Here is a 19,404-nt window from a genome sequence, read left to right on the forward strand (position 1 = left end):
GGGGTTGGTCCGGCAGGCTTTCCAAGACACCCCCACCCTTGATCCCTCCCCACAAGGGGGAGGGAGATGACTGCCAGTCTTGTGGCAAATGTCAGGCACCCCCATTGTCAGCCTGAGTCAGATGGCATGGCGGGCCGAGCATCGGCGCGCAGCGTACTTTCAGGTAAGTGAGCACCGAAGCGCAGAAACGCCGCTCCAGCTGGCCAGGATCACCGCCCTTACGAGGCGGCGAACTTCAGCAGTTTGATCGCGTCATAATCGGCGATCCCGCCGCCGACGCGCTTGGTGGTGTAGAACAGCACATAGGGCTTGGCGCTGAAGGGGTCGCGCAAGACGCTGACGCCCTGACGGTCGACGATCAGATAGCCGCGCCGGAAGTCGCCAAAGGCAATCGAGAACGCATTGGCCGCGATATTGGGCATGTCCTCGGCCTCGACCAGATCAAAGCCCATGAAGCGCGCCTTGCCGTCGGCCGTCGCGGCGGGCTGCCACAGATAATTGCCATCGGCATCCTTGAGCTTGCGCAGCGTGCCCTGCACCTTTCGGTTCATCAGCCAGGACGCGTTCTGCCGGTAGCCGGCCTTGAGCGCATAGACCAGATCGATCAGCACGTCGCTGGCATTGCTCGCGGGCAAAGCCCCGGCCGCGCCCGTCGCCACATAACCCAGATTGCCCCAGCTCCAGCTGGTCTCGGCGACTTTGGTGGCATTGAGAAAGCCGCTCGGCTTGTTGACCCCGTCGCCGCTGACAAATGCCGTGGTTTCCTGCGCCGCAAAGGCCGCATTGACCTCGTCGGCAATCCACTGCCCCACATCGACCGCCGCGTCTTCGAGGAAGGCCGATGTCGCCGCCGGCATGGCGTAGAGCTCCATGGTCGGATAGCTCAGCTCGGCCAGGGTCTGGCTGCCGGTAATCGGGCGGGCTGCGGTTTCACCAACCCAGCCCACTGCGGGTCCCGTCACCGAGATGGGGCGCTTATAGACCGAGCCGGACACCTGTCGCACACCGGCAATGGCGCGAATGGGCGACACCGCCGTCATCAGTCGTGTGATTTCGGTCTCGGTTTCGGGCGGCACGACATAGCCGCCATCGGCATTGACGCCCACCGAGAGCGCCTTCTCTTCGCCGCGCTTCACATAGGAGGCGAAAGCCTGCTTGTATTCGCCATCAATCGGCATTCCCTTACCGTCGAGCTGCGGGCGGGCCCGCTCAATCAGCGCGCGATCCATTGCCGCCTTGTTGGTGTCGAGCACGGCATTGAGCCGGTCGAGCTTGCCTTCGAGCAGGCCATCGGCGCTGCCGCGCTTTTCCAGCTCGCCCAGGCGCTGGTCATTGGTGGCCTTGAACTCTTCAAAGGCGGTCGAGAATTCGGCGAACAGCGCGGCAATATCGCCCTGCGCGCCGGCCTTGGTTTCAAGGCCGTCACTGGTGGTGGTCATGCAAATATCCCTATCGGTTGCGGATGGTGTGGGTGGCGGCGGCGATGGCCGCGCCGGTGCTCAAGCCCGAGGGCGCAATGCGTGCGTCCTCCAGCATGGGAAAGGTGACGATCGAGATTTCAAACAGATCGATCTGCCAGAGTTTGCGCAGTCCGCCAGCGCGGCTTGCCCGCACAGTGCGAAACCCAATCGAGAGTCCGTCCAGCGCGCCGTTTTCAATCAGCCGTCTGAGTGCATCGGCGCGCGGCACGCCGGGCACCAGCCGTCCGGTCACGAATAGGCCATGCCCATCTTCGCCAATGGTCTCCCAGGTGCCGACCGGCTCCTTGGGGTCATGCTGAAACAGCAATCTGATGCGCTTGCCGCGGCGCGCCAGGCTCTGGGTGAAGGCGCCCGGCATCACCACATCGCCCCCGGCATCGCGCCGGTTGAACAGGCTGGCATAGCCGGAAAAGCGCCCGTCGCTATCGATGGGAATGGCGCTTGAAATCGCGCCCATCAGCGCTTTCCACTCGGCTTGGCCGCACTCTTGCCACCGGGTTTAGGGCTGGCCAGCGTACCGGCCAAATTCCAGGCAAACTGCCGGAAGACCTGTTGCGCTTTGGGAAAATTGTTCTTTTTTGCCATGGGCTTAGTCATCCTTTCTGAAAAGCCGATTCAGATTGGCGATTTCCTGCACGAAGTCGTTGAAGTGTTGATTCACCCGCGCCATCTCACGCAGGCTCCACACCAAAAGCGCACTCGCGCCACTGGCCCACAGGAACAGCGCCAGATGCGCCAGATCGCCCCGCTCAATGACGGTACGCGTCAGCTCGTCCATGGTGATCTCCAGGAATCCTGTTGCAGGGGGCGTCAGCTCATGGGAGGCCTTGTAGAAAGGAGACCCGAGATGCCACCGTCTGTTCGGCGTTTATTTGTCGTGTTGCTGTCGTCCGCCCTGGCAGTCAGCTTGCAAGGTTGCCTGTTCGGACCTAGCAACGGCGTCCGCCTGGGTGTGCTTCCCAAGCCCAATGCGACCCAGACCGTCACACGCCTGATCTATGGATTAGACGCGGCCAACGGCCCGTTGGCGGTCGCGCTGGCACGCTATGACCGGGCCACCGGTGATGCTGGAAATTGCAGTCGTTACGACCATTCGGAGGCAAGTTCAGGAACAACCGGAACGTCCTACTTTGTGTTCGACGTTCCACCCGGCGCTTATGTTGTGAGCTCCTTCAACACGTCGGGTTACATCGTGGACACTGATCCAGCGGCCTTTATTGTTCCAGAAGGCGCCCTTGCATACGTTGGCAATTTTTCGCGATCTGGTGCGCCTGACCCAAGACCGCGAGTAGTCGGACCAGAGGGCTTTGGGCCCCTTCGCGTCGACCGTGACGGACTGTCCGATGCCAAGTTAGCTCTCGGGTCAGGCGCAGAAACGCTCATACTGGCCGAGCTGCTACCTGACGTCCGCCGAGGGAATGCCTTCCTCTGCGGGCCCTAACCTCAGATCCCCAGCATGCTCCGCTTCTCGGCGTCGCTGATAAACTCCGCGCTGCCGACCCGGCTCCACAGCGCCGCGCGGTCTTCGGCCAGCGCTTGGTCGTCATTGAAATCCGGCGCAGGAAAGGCGCTCAGACCCAACTCTCTCGCAACTGCACCAGGCTTGCGGCAGCCGCCTGGCTGCGGTCGGCCACCGCGCGCGTCCGCCCCTTGCGCACTGCCATGTCGGACAGAAAAGCGGCAACACCATCGAGCGAAGCGGGTTGTTCCAGCAGCGCCACCAAAGCCGGCAGATCGTCGCGGTATTCACGCAATCCCGGCGGATTGTCCCTGGCGTCAATCGGGTCCCATTCCCGGTGCAGGATCGCATTGACGCCGTTGAGCTTGTCGGCGGCCCTGACAATCGCTTCCGCGCCCGGGAGCAATTGTGCCTTGAAGAATTTCGGGTGGGTAAGCAGCAGGGTAATTTCTGCCTTGCTCAAGATGCTGTCGGGATAGTCCGGCCGTGCTGCAGACTTGCGATCCAGCCCGAGGGTGACGTCATACTGGTCCGCCGGCAGTCGGGCCGTTGACACGATCTCGACATAACCACCATCGGCGTAGGTCCGGGTTCTGCCGTCGCGCGCAAACCTGTAGGCTATCTGTGTGGTCACGTGACGCGCCGAGAAGCTGCTACTGTCGGCCCTGTAGACGAGCAGCAGTTTCTCCTGCCCGCCGGCACCCAGCCCAAAGATCACGTCGCCGACTTTGATCGCGTTGAGGGCCTGCGTTCTTGAAGGCATAGGAGCCTCACGGTCGGAAATCTGCCAATAATCTCCAGCTGCTCGTGCCGATGCAAGATCTCAAATCCAAAAACCGCCCAGCACCAACGCCGCCTAAATCCCCAACATCGCCCGCTTCTCGGCGTCGCTGAGAAATTCCGCGCTGCCGATCCGGCTCCACAGCGCCGCCCGGTCTTCGGCCAGGGCTTCGACGCCGTCGAAGTCTGGGGCAATCGTCGCGCCTTCAAAGGCCGGGGCCAGCCAGTTGCTGAGTTCATCGGCGACGCGGACCACCAGCGGGATCAGCGTTTGCCGCCACAGGGCGCGGTTGGCTTCGGCCAGATTGGCGTAGGTGTTGTCGCCCGGAATCCCCAGCAGCATGGGCGGCACGCCAAAGGCCAGGGCGATGTCGCGGGCGGCGGCGTGCTTGGCCTCGATGAAATCCATGTCGCGGGGGCTCAGCGCGATGGTCTTCCAGTCCAGCCCGCCTTCGAGCACCATGGGCCGCCCGGCATTGCCCGCTCCGGCGAAATTGGCTTCGAGCTCATCCTTGAGCCGGTTGAACTGGTCTTCGGTCAGCGTGCCCGCCGCCATGGAATAGACCAGCGCCCCGCTGGGCCGGGCGGCATTGTCGAGCAGCGCCTTGTTCCACTGCCCGGCGGCGTTGTGGATATCCAGGCTGGTCTGGGCGGCATCGAGCGGCGCCATGCCGTAGTGATCGTCGAGCGGGTGAAAAAGCGCCATGTGCAGCACCGCGGGCAGCGGCTCGCTGTCCTGGCGCAGGCGCTGGCTGCGGCCGCCCACGGTATAGTCATAAGCCACCGGCCAGCCATCGGCGCCGGCCACCACCTTCATGCGGTCGGGCCGCAGACAGAACAGCCCGCGCACCGCGCCATCAATCATGCCCGCTTGCAGATAGGCGTTGCCCGCTGTCTGCAGATAGGCATAGACCGCCTCGAGCAGCTCGCCGCCCGATTGGCGCGCATTGGGCCGCCCCAGCAGTTCACTTAGCGGATGCTCCTCCACGCGCTGGCCGTTCACGCTGACCACCAGCGGCACCCGATTGGCCGTCTCGGCGATCAGCCGCACGCAGCGATAGACCACCGGGTTGCGCGCAAAGCCCTGATTGACCAGGCTGGCAAAGCCGCGCTGGCTCCAGTTTGCCGCGCCCAGCTGGTTGAGGCTGAGCAGGCTGTGCCCGGCAAAATCCTTGCGTTCATCAGGCGCGTTTTTTCGCACGCCCAGCAGGCGGTTGATCCAGTTCGGCATGGTTTGGTTCCTTGAACTCTAAAGCCCGCGCACCCGTGGCTGCACATCGTTGAGCAACAGCTCGGTGATTGCCCAGACCAGCGCATCGACCCGGTCGGGCGAATGGCCGTCGCTTTTGCCATCAGCGCCAAAGCCGCACATTTCGTCTTCCAGCGCACTCAGCCCGGCGAGATGGGCTACCAGCCCACGCCCATAGAGCGCCGCGACTGGTTCGGCGCGCAGCCATTTGCCGCGATTGGCGCGTACCGGTCGCACCGGTACCTTGGGATCGATCTGCGCGATCACCGAGGCCACCAGATCGCCGCCCTGATTGACCTCGGCCACAATGCCGTCGGCCTGATGGGCATGAAACGCCGCCACAGCGCGTCGGGCCCAGCGCAGCGGCGATGCGGCGCTCAGGGTGCAATCCTCGAGCACCACCGCCTCCTCCCCCTGACGTCCGGCAACAACAATGCCGCAGGCATCGGATCTGGCGTGGCCGGTCACCGGCGGGTCCACCGCCACTACAATGCGCTCCAGAGCCAGGCTCTGGGGCGGTCGAAACATGTTGCGCTGCCACAGCGCGCCGGGCAGATCCTCGATCAGTTCGCCATCCAGCTCCTGCCGGCCCAGCACCGTGCCGCGATAGCGCGCCACCACCGCATCAAGAAATTGCGGCGCCAGCTGCGCAGAATTCTCGATGGTGGCCATGCGCGTCACCACGGTCTGCGGGTCGGCCAGCAGGCGCTTGAGCAGCCGCGTCGGTCGCGGTGTCGTGGTCGCCATCTGCTGCGGTCGTTCGCCCAGCCGCAGCCCAAATTGCAGCATGTCCCAGGCGTCTTCCGCGCGTGGCCATTTGCCGATCTCGTCGCACCAGGCGGCGGCAAATTGGGGGCCGCGAAAGCGATCCGGGTCGGAAGCCGAGAGCAGCGTGGCCTCGACCCCGTTGGGCCAGATCAGCTGGTGCCCGCGCAAGACGGGGCGCTCCAGCTCGGGATGCACGTTGAGCAGCCCGCTTTCGCCCCGCACCATGATCGCCAGCGCCTCGGCGATGGTTTCACCCACCAGGGCAATCGGTCCGATCCGCTGCCGGACCAGCCCGCGCACCCATTCGGCGCCTGCCCTTGTCTTGCCCGCGCCGCGCCCGCCCATCAACAGCCATGTGGTCCAGTCCCCCCGCGGCGGTCGCTGCTTGGGTAGCGCCCATTTGTTCCAGTCATAATACTGCGCCTCGACCTGATCATCGGTCTTGGCGGCGACTTCGGCCTGCGCCTCAGCGCTGCTTGAACTGATCAAGGCGTTTGGCCAGCTTGTCGCGCAGATCGGCCATGTCCTTGCGGCTTGGCGGCTCCACATCGCGTTCGGCGGCGCCCATCTCGATCAGCTTGTCGAGGGTCTTGGTCATGGTGGAAAGCACATTGGCCTGCTTGTCGATCGGTTCGTTCACCGCCGCCTCCAAATTCCTGATCTGCTTGTCGAATACCTTGAGCATGCGGGCTACCAGATCGGCCTTGGTGACGATCCGGGCCCGGCAACTCAACCAGCCCTCGCTCTGCCGCCGATAACGCAATTGGTAGGGGGTAATCCCGTGCCGCTTGCAGATCATGGCCGGCAGAAAGCTTCGGCTCTCATACTCCTGGCGAATGACAGCCCAATTCACCGCGCCAGTCTCTGCCGTCGGCTCGCTTGTGCGCATCACTGCCTCGCTGAAAAATCGGCCCGGGTCCGTGTGGCCCAGTTTTCCGATCATGTCAGAACAATAGCAGACCAGCGTGACGCGGGGATAAGAGGGGGAAGTTTGGCGGATGGGCAGGTCATTGCTGCGGCGACAGTGACGCGGCTCTGGTTCGTCTTGAATGGATCCCCAAAGCCACTCCTTGAAGGTTGTGATCCATCAGCTAAAGACGATTAAACCATTGGAAATTCGCAATTAAGTTTCGGAAATTTGACGCCAACCTGGGGTCTGAGACTTGAGATGGGGCCGAGGGCGTGCTCAGTGCCCTCAGGAGAATAGAAATGAAACCCATTACACTCGTCGCGTCGGCGTTCATGGCTTTTGGCTTGGCCATGTTTGTTGCGACCGCCGCCACGGCAGGCGAAAATGACGCCTGCAATATCAAGGGCAATGTCAGCACCAGGGGAGAGCGAATCTACCACGTTCCCGGACAGCGATATTATGACCGCACGCGAATTAGCGCCTCACACGGAGAGCGCTGGTTCTGCTCAGAAGCAGAGGCGCGTGCTGCTGGTTGGCGCCGATCAAAGGTGTAGACCGGAGGAGGAGCGCGCCGGGCATGGTTATGAGCCACGGCCCTGCAAACTCTGTTGCTAGGTAGACATCCCGACCCGCAGAACCGCGCCCCGGGCCGTGCAATAAGTCCCAAAAGAGGCCGGACGCGCCGTGGAGCGTTCGCGGCTCATGGCGCCGATCAGTTTAAGCGGCTGCTTTTGCCGACTGGCATCCTCAAGGCTGATATTGGGAAGTTCACAGCGCACGCAAGGCTCGCGCAGATCCAGCGCTGCCGGCCCGAAGTCCAGTGCGCGGGCGGCTTCCTCGGCAAAGGCTGCGTGGTTGCCCGACAGCACGATATTGGGGCGGAAGCGCTCGACGGCGATGGCCGACTCGCCACGTTCGGCCAGACGCGCATTGAGCGCTGCAAGCGAGACGGTGGAGACGGCGTGTACCGGGTTCAGCCCGCCCCAGCGATGGGCCTGTTCACCGAGCCGAACAAGGCGGCAGGCCGCTCCAAGGCAGGCGCCCAGCCAGTTGGCGACGGCATCGCCCTGGTCAAACCCGGGCAGCTGATAGCCCTCCTGCTCAACCATGACCGGGCTGTCCGAGGCATTTTCGGGCAAGGGGCCCGGCCGCCCTTCGGCGTCCCTCAGCACCAGTCTGTCCATCTCAAGCTGTGCCGAAAGCAGGGCCATGCGCGGAATGTCGCCCTGCCAGAGCATGCTGCCATCGGGCCGCGTGACCAGCCATTCGCGGTCGCCGCGCAGCGAGCCACTTGGCGTGATCTGCGCCTCTTGCACCGCCATCCCGCCCAGGGATTTGACCGGATAGAGAAACATCTGCTCGATGCGGAAGCTGGTCATGAACATCCTTGCCGTGAGATACCGGGTTTGATCGCCAAGCTCATATCGCTGCCGCCACCGCTTCAGCAGCTTCAGAACAGGCCACAAGGCCCTGCGCGAAGGGATAGCGTTCCATCATGACAGGGATGGAAATGCAGAATATGTCGCTGGCAGAACGATCATCGAGCTGGAGCCGAAACTGGTCATCCGCGCTCTGGCCGCTGGTGCGCTTGAGCTGGTCAACGGTTGCCAACGCTTGGTCGAGCTGGGTGAAACCCAGATCTGATATGGAGGCCGCATTCTGCCCACGTGCATCGATTAGCGTGCCAAAGCTTTCCGCACGACCATCGGCGGCGAGCGCAAAAACGCCCGATCCATAGCGGATACTGCCCGTCTCCCCAAGGGCCACAACGTCCAGGCAGTTGGCGCCATGCAAGGCCAGCAGGCGCTGGATGGAAAGGTGGGGGACACAGCCATAGGCGTCGGCAAAAACCGGCGCGAGATGGCGCCGGAACCGGGCGAGATCCTTGCGGTCCAGAAAGGGAACGATCTCGCCAAAGACCTCATGGGCCCGCATCAGCGTATAGCGCCACATGATGACACGCCGGGCACGATAGTCTCGTCTGGATTGCTCGAGGTTTTCGGCGATCGCGTCGAAACCCTGGCGTGCCTTGCGCATGGCGAGATAGGCCTTGCCGAAGCTTTCCGGGGTAAACCGTTTCACGTCGAGGCGATCGAGGAAGTCCGGATCATCGGATGCCAATTGCTGCTTGAACAATTTGAAGGCCTTGGCCAGCAGTCCTTTCTGCCCCTCCTTGCGCAACAGGTCGAGCCGCGCTGGGGTAAAGATCATCAGCGGTTCTTCGGGAATCGGATAGAAAAAATCGGCGTCCGGGACCGTCCCCTTGCGGGAGGCCATGACAATGCGCAGCGGCTTGTCTGACAGGGGCTTGTAGGACAGGTTCTGTTCCTCGCCTTCAAATCGGCCATAGCGGCTGGCAATACTGACGGCGGCGTCAATCGCGCTTAGCGAGGATCCCAGAATCAGGGCCGCGCGATCACGCCCCAGTTCGATGTCCTGCACCGGATAGGGAGAGCGGTAGAGCCCCCCAACGGACGCGTTGTTGTCCGCTTCAGTCATGTGGCCGGTGGCCATGATCACGACATCAAAGCGCCGGCGGGCCCGCTTACCTTCCTTGTCGACAAAGACCGTCGTCCTGTTTCCATCCGGCTTGATGTCAAGCACGCGGGTATTGGTCTCGATTGCAACGGTCTGCCAGGGGCCGCAGTCCTGCACCAGCCGGATGAGCTGGTCACTGTAGTAGGCACCGATCAGCACCCTGGGATAGAAATCACGGTCGCTCACCTTGTCGCGTGCGATGCCGAACCTCTTCAGCACTGCGGCATCTGCAGAACGGACCCAGTCTGAAAGCGATACCAGCACTGGCGGAATCTCAACTGAGGTGATGTTGGCCATCATGTCCGCTGAATTGTGCAGTTCCGAATAGGGTATGCCGCAACCTGCGACCGGTCCCGCTTCAAAAATGGTGATGTGCGACCTGGTCGCTTTCTGCAGCAGGTTCTTCAAGGTGTAGACGGCGGTTGGTCCACCCCCGACTACCGCGATCCGCTTTGTATGTGACATGTTGTTGTACCAGAAGAGCCGAGTTGTTGGGGTAACGCGCGTCGCGCAGAAAAGTACGCCCCTGCGCCGCATTCTCTGGCCAAAATATACTGCTGCCCTTGGCCAGCGTTACGCCCACCGTCAAGGTGCGGCCCGTTTGCGCGCACCTATCTCCGCCCAGGTGGGGCAGACTGCCCTACAAGAGATAGACCAGACTTATTCCCCGCCCTGCTCGTGCGCAAAGGCTGCTGCGTCTTCCAGCGTCTTGAGGTCGCTCTCGGCGGTCATGGCCTGGCGGGCGCGGGCGGCGGCGTCGCGGGCCATGGCGAGGGCGGGTTGCTTTAGTTCGTCGCTGGCATGGGCCAGGGTTTTGAGCCCCGCCAGCAGGCGCAGCACCACTTCGATGGTTGCCGCGCCGTCGCGGGCGATGGGGCGGAAGGCGTCGTCGATCAGATCGGCCGGATCAAGCGGCGGCGCGGAGACCAGATCATAGCGCGGTTGCTGATCCTCATTATGGGGCTGGCGGGCCACCAGCACGCGCACCAGCGTGCCGATCACGTCGATGGCCGTGCCCGCGTCATTGATGCCCGGTGACATGGCCTTGCTGGCAATTTCGCCCAGCACCACCAGACCAAAGCGCGGATCGCTGTAAAAGGTGCGGCTGTCGCCCACGACAAAGGCCGCCGCCAGATCATCGACGCACGCGTCGGGCACGGACCCTTCAACCAGCATGAGCGGCCGATTGGGGGCGACATAGGCGCCGGGGCGCGCGGTGATGGCGATGGTCAGCTCGTTTTCCTTGGCGATGCGCTGCAGCTTGCTGGCGTCGACATGCTGCACATAGCCCACAGCGCGCGCATTGATGGGCATGCCCTGCGGCGCGATGATCTGCAGGCGGCAATCAAAAAACGGGTGCTCGGTGATCATGGTGAAGGCTTCGCGGGTGGCGTGCTCGACCCGGTCAATCGTGTGGCCGACGCGACCGATGGCCGAAATCTGGCCGATCCAGCGGATCAGCGCGGTCACCACCAGCACCACCACGCCCAGCGTTACCGCAAACAGGAACAGCCGTCCCGCCTCGCTGTAAAACCCGGCCGACAGCCCGATTATCCCGACGATGGAAAACAGGAACGCGCCGATAAACACCGAAATCGAGGTCTGGGCGCTGCGGTCCCCGGTGATCAGCGACACGGCGCGCGGCGAGGTGGAATTGGAGGCGCTCGAGAGCGCGCTGACCATGGTGGAGAGGGCAAACACCGCCACCGTCAGCAGGCTCGATGCCAGAATGGTCAGGATCGACACCACGCCGTTGGAGGGCATGGTGAACGGCAGATTTTCCGGGGCGAAGCGGGCCAGAAACCAGGCGATGCCGATGCTCAATATGGCCACGACCGAGAACGCTGCGGGCAGAAACCACATGCGCTGCACGATCTGGCGTATCTGGAATGCAATCTGACTCATGGAAGAACCCCCTGCCCTTTATAACGCGGGCGCGGGCAAAGGGTTGTCGGAAATCGACGCGGTGTCGGCGCGCGTGGGCGCGGTCAGCCGCGCGGCCCGAACTTGCGCGCGGCATCCATGGCCAGGCCGAGCCCCACACTGCCCAGCACATCGGTGCGCACCAGTTCCGCCTCGGGGAACAGCGCCTCGAGCCGCTGGGCGATGGCGGGCACCTGGGTTGAACCACCGGTCAGGATCAGGCTGTCGATCTGGCCGATACCCACCCCGGCCCGCCTGAGGGTTTCGCTGATGGTGGCCTCGATCCGCTCCACCGAATTGGCCAGCGCGGCGGTGAATTCAGCAAGCGAGATGGCCGTGCTGATAGTCTGGTCGCGCACCGGGAAGGCAAACTTTGTGGCGTCGGCATCCGAAAGCGCAATCTTGGCGGCCTCAACGGCGCCAACCAGCCGATGCCCCAGCCGGTCCTCGATCAGCTCGATCATGGTCTCCACCCGCTCACCCGCCTGCGCCTCGCGACGGGTGCCGCGCAGGTCGCGCAGCGCCTGGGCGTTGTAGAGCCGGTTGATGCGGTGCCAGGTAGAGAGGTCATAATAGGGTGCGACCGGCAGATGGCGCTTGCCGTCCCGGGTCAGCGTGCCCAGCCCCAGCTCGGGCATGACCTTGGCCATCGACAGTAGCCGGTCGAAATCCGTGCCGCCGACATGCACACCGGCCGTGGCCAGAATATCGCCGCTGCGATCGCTGGCCCGGGCCCGCTCTGGCGACACCCGCACCACCGAAAAGTCCGAGGTGCCGCCACCCAGATCGACGATCAGCGCCAGCTTTTCGGAGCGCACCTGCCGCTCATAGTCGAGCGCGGCGGCAATCGGTTCAAACTGGAAGTCGATATGGCTAAAACCCTGCGCCCGCACGGCACCTTCCAGCTGATCCTGCGCTGCGGCATCGGCCACCGGGTCATCATCGACGAAGTGCACAGGGCGGCCGCATACCACGCTGTCGAGGCCGGCGCCCAGCTCTGCCTCGCCGCGCTGCTTGAGCTGGGCAATGAACAGCCCCAGAATCTCGACAAAGCCATAGCTGCGCGCCTTGACCCGTGTGGTGTCGCCGATCAGCGCGGTGCCCAGCACGCTCTTGAGCGAGCGCATCAGCCGGCCATCGGCGCCGGTGACATATTCGGCCACCGCCTTGCGGCCGAAATGGATGGTGTCATCCTCAAAGCCAAAGAACAGCACGCTGGGAATGGTCGGTTTGCCGTCTTCAAGCGCCAGCAGATAGGGGACGCCATCGGCGTCGAGCTGGCCCATGGTTGAATTGGACGTGCCAAAGTCGAGGCCGCAAGCTTGGGTCATTACCGCTCATCCATGGGAAAGGCGGGCGTCAGCGCGCCCGGGGGATGGCCGTCATAAGGGGTGATGGCGATGCGCGCAAGCCGGGGTCAGGCGGCTTTCTTGCGCTTGCGGTCCTGTGCGGGACGCAGGTCGATGGTCTCGACCCGGCCCAGACCCTTGCGTTGCGCCTTCTTGAGCGCATCGACCGCGGTCTGGAAAAACTTCTTGTCGTAATTGCCACGCGGATTGCCGACCGCCAGGCCCATGCTGACGGTGACGGCACCGGCATGGCTTTCCTTGTTGCTCAGACCCAGGCGACGCACGGCCTCATGCATTTTGGCGGCGCTGGCGCGAGCCATGAGCACGGGTAGGTCGGGCAGCACCACGACAAGGCTCGAAGGTCCCCAGCGCAGGCAGGTGTCGGTGGCGCGGGGCAGGTTCTCGGTAATGGCCTGCATCACGCTGGCAATGCAGTCATCGGCTGCCGGTTTGCCATAGGCAATGAAGTAGTCGTTCATGGCATCGACTTCGATCACCAGCAGCGACAGCGAAACATGACGATGGGCCGCAGCGGCCCAGCCACTGGCAAGCTCTTCGTCGATGCGTTCACCCAGTTTGGGACGCAAACCGATCGTGCGGGCAATGGCAGGCTGATCATAGGAGAGCTGGCGGCTTGCCGAGACCGGACGCAGTGATGCGAGCGCGGCCCGCACGCGCGGCCAGAACGGCTCGGCGACTTCCTTGTCGAACGCTGTGTCAGTCATTTCGCTGCCCATCCTAGGCCTGCACTCCCTCTGCACAGGGTTGATCAGGCCACAAGATGGTTAACGAGGCATAAAGATTTGCGGGGAAGGTAATCGTTCCGAACTTAAAGCTCTTCGGGCGGCTCCCATTCGGGCCACTCCACGGCGTGCTCTTCCCAGGTGTCGGGTTCGACATCGCCTTCGAGTACGGTGCGGCCACTGACCGACACGCCGACGTCGATCACCGTCTGGGGATCACCCGACACCAGCGGGTGCCACCAGGCCAGTCCCTTGCCCTCGGAAATGCGGCGATAGGCGCAGGTCTTGGGAATCCAGGGAATTTCGGTGACATTCTGCAGCGTCAGCTTGATGCAGTCGGGCACCTTGGCCTGACGATTGGGATAGTCGGTACAGCCGCAGGTATCACCGTCGAGCAACTGACAGCGCACATCCGAGGTGATCAGGATGCCCGTATCTTCATCCTCGAGCTTGAGCAGGCAGCAGCGGCCGCAGCCATCGCACAGCGCTTCCCACTCGGTCTCGGTCATTTGATCGAGGGTTTTTTCTTCCCAAAAGGCCATCTTAATCCGGTCATGGTAACACTATGGTCGGTTTGCGCTTGTGTGGCGCGCGCCGCAATCATATTCCAGCGATAATGTTGCATTGGCGCTGGGTTGCGGACAACAGTCTGTGAGTGCCAACCGGGGAAATCCGTGCAGGATCCGTTCTATACCAAGGAAAAGCGCAAGAAGACCTCCAGCATGCTGGCGGCCGATGCGTGGCTTGATTCCTCACTCTATGAGTTCGGCCAGTCGCTGGGCCGAGGCTGGACTCGTTTTCAGGATTTCATGTCGATTTTCCATGTCAGCGGCTTCAAGCGGCTGTTCGTGGAGATCGTTTCGGACGGTCTGTCCTTCTTTGCGATTGGCTGTGTGCTGATGGTGGCGCTGGCGGTGCCGGCCTTTGACGCCACCGCGACAGGCGAGTTCAACAAGGCCGAAGACTATTCGGTGGTGTTTCTGGATCGCTATGGCGCCGAAATCGGCCGCCGGGGCATTCGCTCGGACGATTCGGTGGCGCTGGCCGATATGCCCGACTATCTGATCAAGTCGACGCTGGCGACCGAAGACCGGCGCTTTTATGACCATTTCGGCATCGACGTGGTGGGCACGCTGCGCGCCATCGTGAGCAATGCCGGCGGTGACAGTGGCACCCAGGGCGGCTCATCGATCACCCAGCAACTGGCCAAGAACCTGTTCCTGAGTTCGGAACGCACCATCGAGCGCAAGGTGATCGAGGCGTTCCTGGCGGTCTGGCTGGAGTGGCACTATTCCAAGGACGAAATCCTCAAGCTCTACTTTGACAACGCCTATATGGGGGGTGGCAATTTCGGCGTGGTGGCGGCGTCCGACTATTATTTCGGCAAGAAGGTACAGGATATCAGCCTGGCCGAGGCGGCCATGCTGTCGGGCCTGTTCAAGGCCCCTACCCGCTATGCACCCCATGTCGATCTGGCGGCTGCCCGTGGTCGCGCCAATCTGGTGCTCAGCAATCTGGTCGCGGCCGGCTTTCTGACCGAAGGTCAGGTGACCGCCGCGCGGCGACATCCGGCGACCCCGATCGACCGGGTGGCAGATGCCAATTCGCCCAACTACTTCCTTGATTGGGCTTTTGTCGAAGCCAAGAAGCTGATCGAGGCGCGCAATCACACCACCAATAATTTTGTCGTGCGCACCACCATCGACACCACGCTGCAGAAATATGCCGAAGAAGCGGTGATTTCGACCGTGCGCGAGGGCGCCGAGCAGTATGATGTCGAACAGGCCGCCATGGTGGTCACCGATACCAAGGGCGCCATTCGCGCCATGGTGGGCGGCACCGATTACGGCAAGAGCCAGTTCAACCGCGCCATTGTGTCCACGCGCCAGCCCGGCTCGGCCTACAAGATCTTCGTATATTCCGAGGCGTTCGAGCAATTGGGGTTGACCCCCAGCGATATGATCACCGATCGACCGGTATGTATTGGCGACTGGTGCCCGCAGAATTATGGCCGCAGCTATAAGGGCACCGTCACCCTGGCCAGCGCCTTTTCGCAGTCACTCAATACCGTGCCGGTGACCCTGTCGATCAAGACGGGTCGCGATACCATTGCCGCGCTCAGCCACCGCATGGGGCTGCAGGCCGATTATCCCGTCACCCGCTCGCTGGCGCTGGGCGTGGCTTCGGTTTCGGTGCTGGATATGACCTCGTCCTATGCGGTGCTGGCCAATGACGGTTACAAGACCCCGGCCTTTGGCATTACCCGCATGACCACGCTGAGTGGCGATCCGGTCTTTGACCTGGACCCCGATGCGCCGCGTGAACGCATTCTGAGCGAAACCACGGTCGCCAACATGAATTACATGCTGCGCGGCGTGGTCACCGGTGGCACCGGACGACGCGCACAGGTGCCCGGTGTCCCGGCCCTTGGCAAATCCGGCACTACCTCATCATATCGCGATGCCTGGTTCTGTGGCTTTACCGGCAATTACGTTGCGGCGGTGTGGTTCGGCAATGACGACTATCACCCCACCAACAATCTGACCGGCGGTAATCTGCCCGCCATGGCGTGGCAGAAATTCATGGCTTATGCCCACACCAATATCGACATCAAACCGGTGTTCGGGGTCGATTTTGTGCCCGAGCAGACCATCATTGCCGACGCTGATGCCGATGGCACGGATACGGACATTCTCGAACGCCCACCGAGCCTGACCCCGGAAGCTGCGCGCAAGCTGGTGATTCTGGCCAATATGTTCAAAGCCGAGCGCGAAACAGGCAGCATCACCACCGAAGCCAGCGCTCCACTGCCCACAGCCGTTGAAGAACTGTAGGCTTTGACTACAGTGTAGCGGGGCTACAATCAGTCCTAACGGGCCGCACAATCGGGCGTGAACCGTGTTTAGATCGCCGATATCGCGGCAGGCCGCAAGACTGGCTCGGTCGCGACGCGCGGCAAGCTGGCAGAGGCGCTTGGTGTGAGCATGGATGATCTGGGCTGATCAGTGCATCGACCCTTCCGCCCGCCCCGGCCCCTTGCTATAGGCTAAAGCCAGCCACTCCGCGCAGGTCCGTGTTGCCCATGCCGATTTTCAACCAGAGCCGCTAGACCGTGCGCTTTGTCCTCTATCTGCTGATGATGATTGCCGTTGCGCTCAGCGTGGGGTTCGGCCTGAGCTATTATGCGTTGACCGATGGCCGCCTGTTTGGCGCTGTGCAGGTGGGCCCCTGGACCGCCTGGCCAGATGTCGGCTCCGATGCCCCCAATCCCTATACGCGCGGCCTGTTGGCGCGCGAGGCCACGCTGCAGCTCGGGCAAGCCGAAGGGCTGCGTTTCAGCGCCAGCGTGGATGGTGACGAGCAGCCACTGACGAGAGAATGCAGCTACCGGGTCAAGGGCAATACGCCGCTGGCGACGGCCTGGACACTGGTGGCGCTTGATGCACAAGGGCGCAACATCGCGGCGCCCGACACGCAGATGGCCATGCGTTCCTCGGGTCTGGCACGGCTCAATGATGGCTCTATCGAGATCGGAATCGGCACATCGCTGATGCCGGGCAACTGGCTCGAGCTGACCGGATCGGGGCCGTTCAGCCTAGTCCTGACCCTGTACGACACCGCCGTATTCTCGGGCTTTTCGAGTGATGAATCCATGCCCACCATTATCCGGGGCAATTGTTCATGATGCGGCTTTTGCTCTGGCTGGCTGGAGGCGTGCTGCTGGGCGGCATCATCCACATCATCGTCATCCTCACCCTGCCCCGGCTCGATGAGGACACCGTGTGGACCCGCATCGCGGCCATTGATGCGGTTGATCGCGTCACCATCCTGCCGCAGATCGCGCCTGGCGAACCCAACCCACTCGGCCTTGACCCCGAGGTGATCTACGGGGTGTGTCAGCTCGATCTGGCCAAGGGCCCCGGCTATATCAGCGGCGTGCTGCCCGAGGCATACTGGTCGGTTGCGATCTACAACGAAGCCGGCGTGGTGACCTATTCGACCACCAATCGCGATGGCATCGGCCAAACGCTGGAAATGGGCATTTTCAATGCCGCGCAAACCCGCCTGCTCGCGCAGCAGCAGCTTGATGTGGCCGAAGGCCTGCTGGTGGTGGAGTCCGATGATGACAACATCTTCGCGCTGGTGCGCCTGCTGCCGCCCCATCAGGCCATGCGCGCCCGCTTCGCCGATGTGCTGGCTCAAACCGGTTGCGGCAATCGGGCCGATCGATCAGGCAGCTGAGGAGCGCGGCTTCTTGCTCTGACCCTCGAGCACGACGGCGGCGCTGACCGGGCGGCTGAAATAGTAACCCTGGAACATGGTCGCGCCCAGCGCCCGCAGAGCGGCAATCTGCTCTGCCGTCTCGGTGCCTTCAACCACGCAGGAAATACCCAGGTTCTGGCACAGATCGAGTGTGGTCTTGACGATGGCCTGGCTGGCCCGACTGGTTTCGACATTGGCGACAAAACACTGATCGATCTTGATCCGGTTCAGCGGCAGCGTCTGCACGCGCGACAGGCTGGAATGTCCAGTGCCGAAGTCATCAAGCGAGATGCGCGCGCCATGGGCCAGCAGCACGTTGAGCGCCGTGGTGGCCTCCTGGCTATCGTGCATCACTGCGGTTTCGGTAATCTCGAAATCGATGCGGCAGGGCTTGAGATCAGATGCTGCCAGAATGGCCGACAGGTTATACATCGCATCGGCCGAGGCCAGATCGTGCATTGAGAGATTTACCGAGACACGCTGCTGATCGGGCAGTTTGGCCGCCAGATCGAGCGCGTGGCGCACCATGCACTGGGTAATACGCGGGATCAGGCCCAGCCGTTCGGCGATCGGGATGAAGCTGGCCGGCGACACCTGGCCCAGCTCGGGACTGTGCCAGCGCGCCAGCGCCTCATAGCTTTCAGGCCTGCCCGTCGCGATATTGATGATGGGCTGAAACACCGGCACGAGTTCATGCTCGAAGCTGGCCTGCAGCAGCGCTCGTTCAATCTTGTGGGTGTGGCTGATCGTGGCCTGGTGTTGTTCGCCAAAGACGACAAGGCCACCCTTGTGATGGTGCTTGGCCTCATAGGCGGCGTAGTCGGCGCGGTCGAGAATGGTTTCAGCGGAATCACCCTCAAGCGATTCCGCGATGCCCAGTGAACCGCCCAGTCGGGCGACCGCGGCATCGAGATAGAAGGGCTGCTTGAGCTGGGTGATCAGCATTTGCGACCAACCCTGCAAAATCTCAGCGTCAGGCTTGCCGGGCAGCAGAATGCCGAACTCGTCGCCGCCAATGCGGGCTACGGCTGGCTTGAGCCGGCCGTCCCCCTGCAGTCGGCGCGCCACTTCGACCAGCACCTGATCGCCAGCGGCGTGGCCATAGGCATCATTGATGCCCTTGAAGCCATCGAGATCGACAATGCACACCACAACCCCGTCGGCCTGCTCGACCATATCGGTGAGCATCTGCATGAAGTGGCGGCGATTGGGCAGACCGGTCAGAAAATCTATATTGGCCAAACGGGCGCTCTTTTCGGACAGCTCGAGCGTGGCCAATTGCGCCGCTTCGCTGCGAATGCGCGCCGTCACCTCGCGCTGCACCACGCCGCGCAGCAGGGTGGAGAGCCCGATACAGGTCACCGCCGAGGCGATCGCGATAAAGATGTAGGGTCCAAAGCTGGCGGGTTCGCTGCTCCGCGCAACCAGCAGCATTGAACCCAGCGCAGCGGCAACGCTGATCAGGACTGAACGTTGGGTCACCGACGACATGGCAAAGGCCACAGCCAGAAGGGGAAAGTAGACCATTTTGGCTGGTTCGTAGTGCGCCAGCTGATAGGCCAGCACGTTGAGCAGCATCAGCAGATGCAGGACACCATTGAGGAGTTCCAGCCCGCCGACGGATAGTTGACGGGTTTCGACAATGCGCCAGAGCAAAACGGAATAAAGCGCCGTCGCCGCCGAGATGGACGCCATAACCACAAGTGTGATGCCGCTCTCATCGGGAAAGTGGGCGAAGGTGACGAAGGAATAGTAGGCCATCGTGGCAATCAGAAAGCCACGATGCAGGGGCCGGTAAGCAACGGCGATGTGCTCGGCTAAACTCTTCTGTACGCTCACAGAATCGACCGTTGAAACGGATGCGGCTGTCTGGCCTTCTGGCCCGCGCTCAGTCTTCATCTATTCCGTCACCGCCATTCTTGGCGCGTCCCTGTTCAAGCC

The 19,404-nt window shown here is 62.6% G+C and carries 19 protein-coding genes; 4 read left to right on the forward strand and 15 right to left on the reverse strand.

Annotated elements, in window-relative coordinates; all coding sequences use genetic code 11:
- Nucleotides 1-218: 218 nt before the first annotated feature.
- From AC0L37_RS12425 to AC0L37_RS12460, 8 genes are all read right to left on the reverse strand, one after another.
- Nucleotides 219-1,439 carry a phage major capsid protein gene (locus AC0L37_RS12425; protein WP_282220960.1) on the reverse strand — a complete coding sequence of 407 codons (1,221 nt, stop codon included), beginning with the start codon at nt 1,437-1,439 and terminating at the stop codon, nt 219-221.
- 10 nt (nt 1,440-1,449) lie between these two features.
- Nucleotides 1,450-1,938, reverse strand: a complete 489-nt coding sequence (locus tag AC0L37_RS12430) for an HK97 family phage prohead protease (RefSeq protein ID WP_282220959.1) — start codon at nt 1,936-1,938, stop codon at nt 1,450-1,452.
- Nucleotides 1,938-2,066 carry a hypothetical protein gene (locus AC0L37_RS12435; RefSeq protein ID WP_282220958.1) on the reverse strand — a complete coding sequence of 43 codons (129 nt, stop codon included), beginning with the start codon at nt 2,064-2,066 and terminating at the stop codon, nt 1,938-1,940. The genes AC0L37_RS12430 and AC0L37_RS12435 overlap by 1 nt, the downstream gene beginning before the upstream one ends.
- 4 nt (nt 2,067-2,070) lie before the next feature.
- A complete protein-coding gene (locus tag AC0L37_RS12440; protein WP_212658615.1) occupies nt 2,071-2,259 on the reverse strand; it encodes a hypothetical protein in 189 nt (62 codons plus the stop codon).
- Between the two features lie 793 nt (nt 2,260-3,052).
- Nucleotides 3,053-3,703, reverse strand: coding sequence for a hypothetical protein (locus AC0L37_RS12445; RefSeq protein WP_282220957.1), 651 nt, complete (start codon nt 3,701-3,703; stop codon nt 3,053-3,055).
- 93 nt (nt 3,704-3,796) lie between these two features.
- Nucleotides 3,797-4,951: a phage portal protein gene (locus AC0L37_RS12450; protein WP_282220956.1), complete on the reverse strand. Its 1,155-nt coding sequence runs from the start codon at nt 4,949-4,951 to the stop codon at nt 3,797-3,799.
- Nucleotides 4,952-4,969: 18 nt separating this feature from the next.
- Nucleotides 4,970-6,226 (reverse strand): DNA-packaging protein, encoded by a 1,257-nt coding sequence (locus AC0L37_RS12455; protein ID WP_282220955.1) that lies wholly within the window; start codon nt 6,224-6,226, stop codon nt 4,970-4,972.
- A complete protein-coding gene (locus tag AC0L37_RS12460; RefSeq protein WP_473313023.1) occupies nt 6,204-6,626 on the reverse strand; it encodes a hypothetical protein in 423 nt (140 codons plus the stop codon). Before AC0L37_RS12460 ends, AC0L37_RS12455 begins: the two co-directional genes overlap by 23 nt.
- A 320-nt stretch (nt 6,627-6,946) precedes the next feature.
- Between AC0L37_RS12460 and AC0L37_RS12465 the strand changes: the two genes are divergently transcribed.
- The gene (locus AC0L37_RS12465) at nt 6,947-7,201 is read left to right on the forward strand and encodes a sunset domain-containing protein (protein WP_427857069.1); all 255 of its coding nucleotides are present in this window, start codon (nt 6,947-6,949) and stop codon (nt 7,199-7,201) included.
- Between the two features lie 57 nt (nt 7,202-7,258).
- Here the strand turns inward: AC0L37_RS12465 and AC0L37_RS12470 are convergent, their stop codons facing one another.
- The 6 genes from AC0L37_RS12470 to AC0L37_RS12495 form a co-directional block, all read right to left on the reverse strand.
- A complete protein-coding gene (locus tag AC0L37_RS12470; RefSeq protein ID WP_282220953.1) occupies nt 7,259-8,026 on the reverse strand; it encodes an MOSC domain-containing protein in 768 nt (255 codons plus the stop codon).
- A gap of 40 nt (nt 8,027-8,066) precedes the next feature.
- On the reverse strand, nt 8,067-9,650 hold the full coding sequence (locus AC0L37_RS12475) for an FAD/NAD(P)-binding protein (protein WP_282220952.1): 1,584 nt from the start codon (nt 9,648-9,650) through the stop codon (nt 8,067-8,069).
- Nucleotides 9,651-9,845: 195 nt separating this feature from the next.
- Nucleotides 9,846-11,090, reverse strand: coding sequence for a DUF2254 domain-containing protein (locus AC0L37_RS12480; protein WP_269368311.1), 1,245 nt, complete (start codon nt 11,088-11,090; stop codon nt 9,846-9,848).
- Nucleotides 11,091-11,173: 83 nt separating this feature from the next.
- A complete protein-coding gene (locus AC0L37_RS12485) occupies nt 11,174-12,439 on the reverse strand; it encodes an Hsp70 family protein (RefSeq protein ID WP_282220951.1) in 1,266 nt (421 codons plus the stop codon).
- A gap of 86 nt (nt 12,440-12,525) precedes the next feature.
- Nucleotides 12,526-13,182, reverse strand: coding sequence for a diguanylate cyclase domain-containing protein (locus AC0L37_RS12490; protein ID WP_282220950.1), 657 nt, complete (start codon nt 13,180-13,182; stop codon nt 12,526-12,528).
- 104 nt (nt 13,183-13,286) lie between these two features.
- Nucleotides 13,287-13,742, reverse strand: coding sequence for a YcgN family cysteine cluster protein (locus AC0L37_RS12495; protein ID WP_212658626.1), 456 nt, complete (start codon nt 13,740-13,742; stop codon nt 13,287-13,289).
- Nucleotides 13,743-13,874: 132 nt separating this feature from the next.
- On the opposite strand from AC0L37_RS12495, the gene AC0L37_RS12500 reads away from it, so the two are divergent.
- The 3 genes from AC0L37_RS12500 (at nt 13,875) to AC0L37_RS12510 (ending at nt 17,442) form a co-directional block, all read left to right on the forward strand.
- A complete protein-coding gene (locus AC0L37_RS12500) occupies nt 13,875-16,034 on the forward strand; it encodes a transglycosylase domain-containing protein (RefSeq protein ID WP_473313028.1) in 2,160 nt (719 codons plus the stop codon).
- A gap of 278 nt (nt 16,035-16,312) precedes the next feature.
- Nucleotides 16,313-16,885, forward strand: coding sequence for a DUF1214 domain-containing protein (locus AC0L37_RS12505; RefSeq protein ID WP_282220948.1), 573 nt, complete (start codon nt 16,313-16,315; stop codon nt 16,883-16,885).
- Complete coding sequence (locus tag AC0L37_RS12510) at nt 16,882-17,442, forward strand: DUF1254 domain-containing protein (RefSeq protein WP_212658629.1); 561 nt, start codon at nt 16,882-16,884, stop codon at nt 17,440-17,442. Before AC0L37_RS12505 ends, AC0L37_RS12510 begins: the two co-directional genes overlap by 4 nt.
- On the opposite strand, the gene AC0L37_RS12515 is transcribed toward AC0L37_RS12510, so the two are convergent.
- Nucleotides 17,431-19,302, reverse strand: a complete 1,872-nt coding sequence (locus AC0L37_RS12515) for a putative bifunctional diguanylate cyclase/phosphodiesterase (protein WP_282220947.1) — start codon at nt 19,300-19,302, stop codon at nt 17,431-17,433. The two genes, AC0L37_RS12510 and AC0L37_RS12515, sit on opposite strands and share 12 nt — an antisense overlap.
- Between the last annotated feature and the right edge of the window lie 102 nt (nt 19,303-19,404).

Source organism: Devosia sp. J2-20 (genome assembly GCF_055808475.1).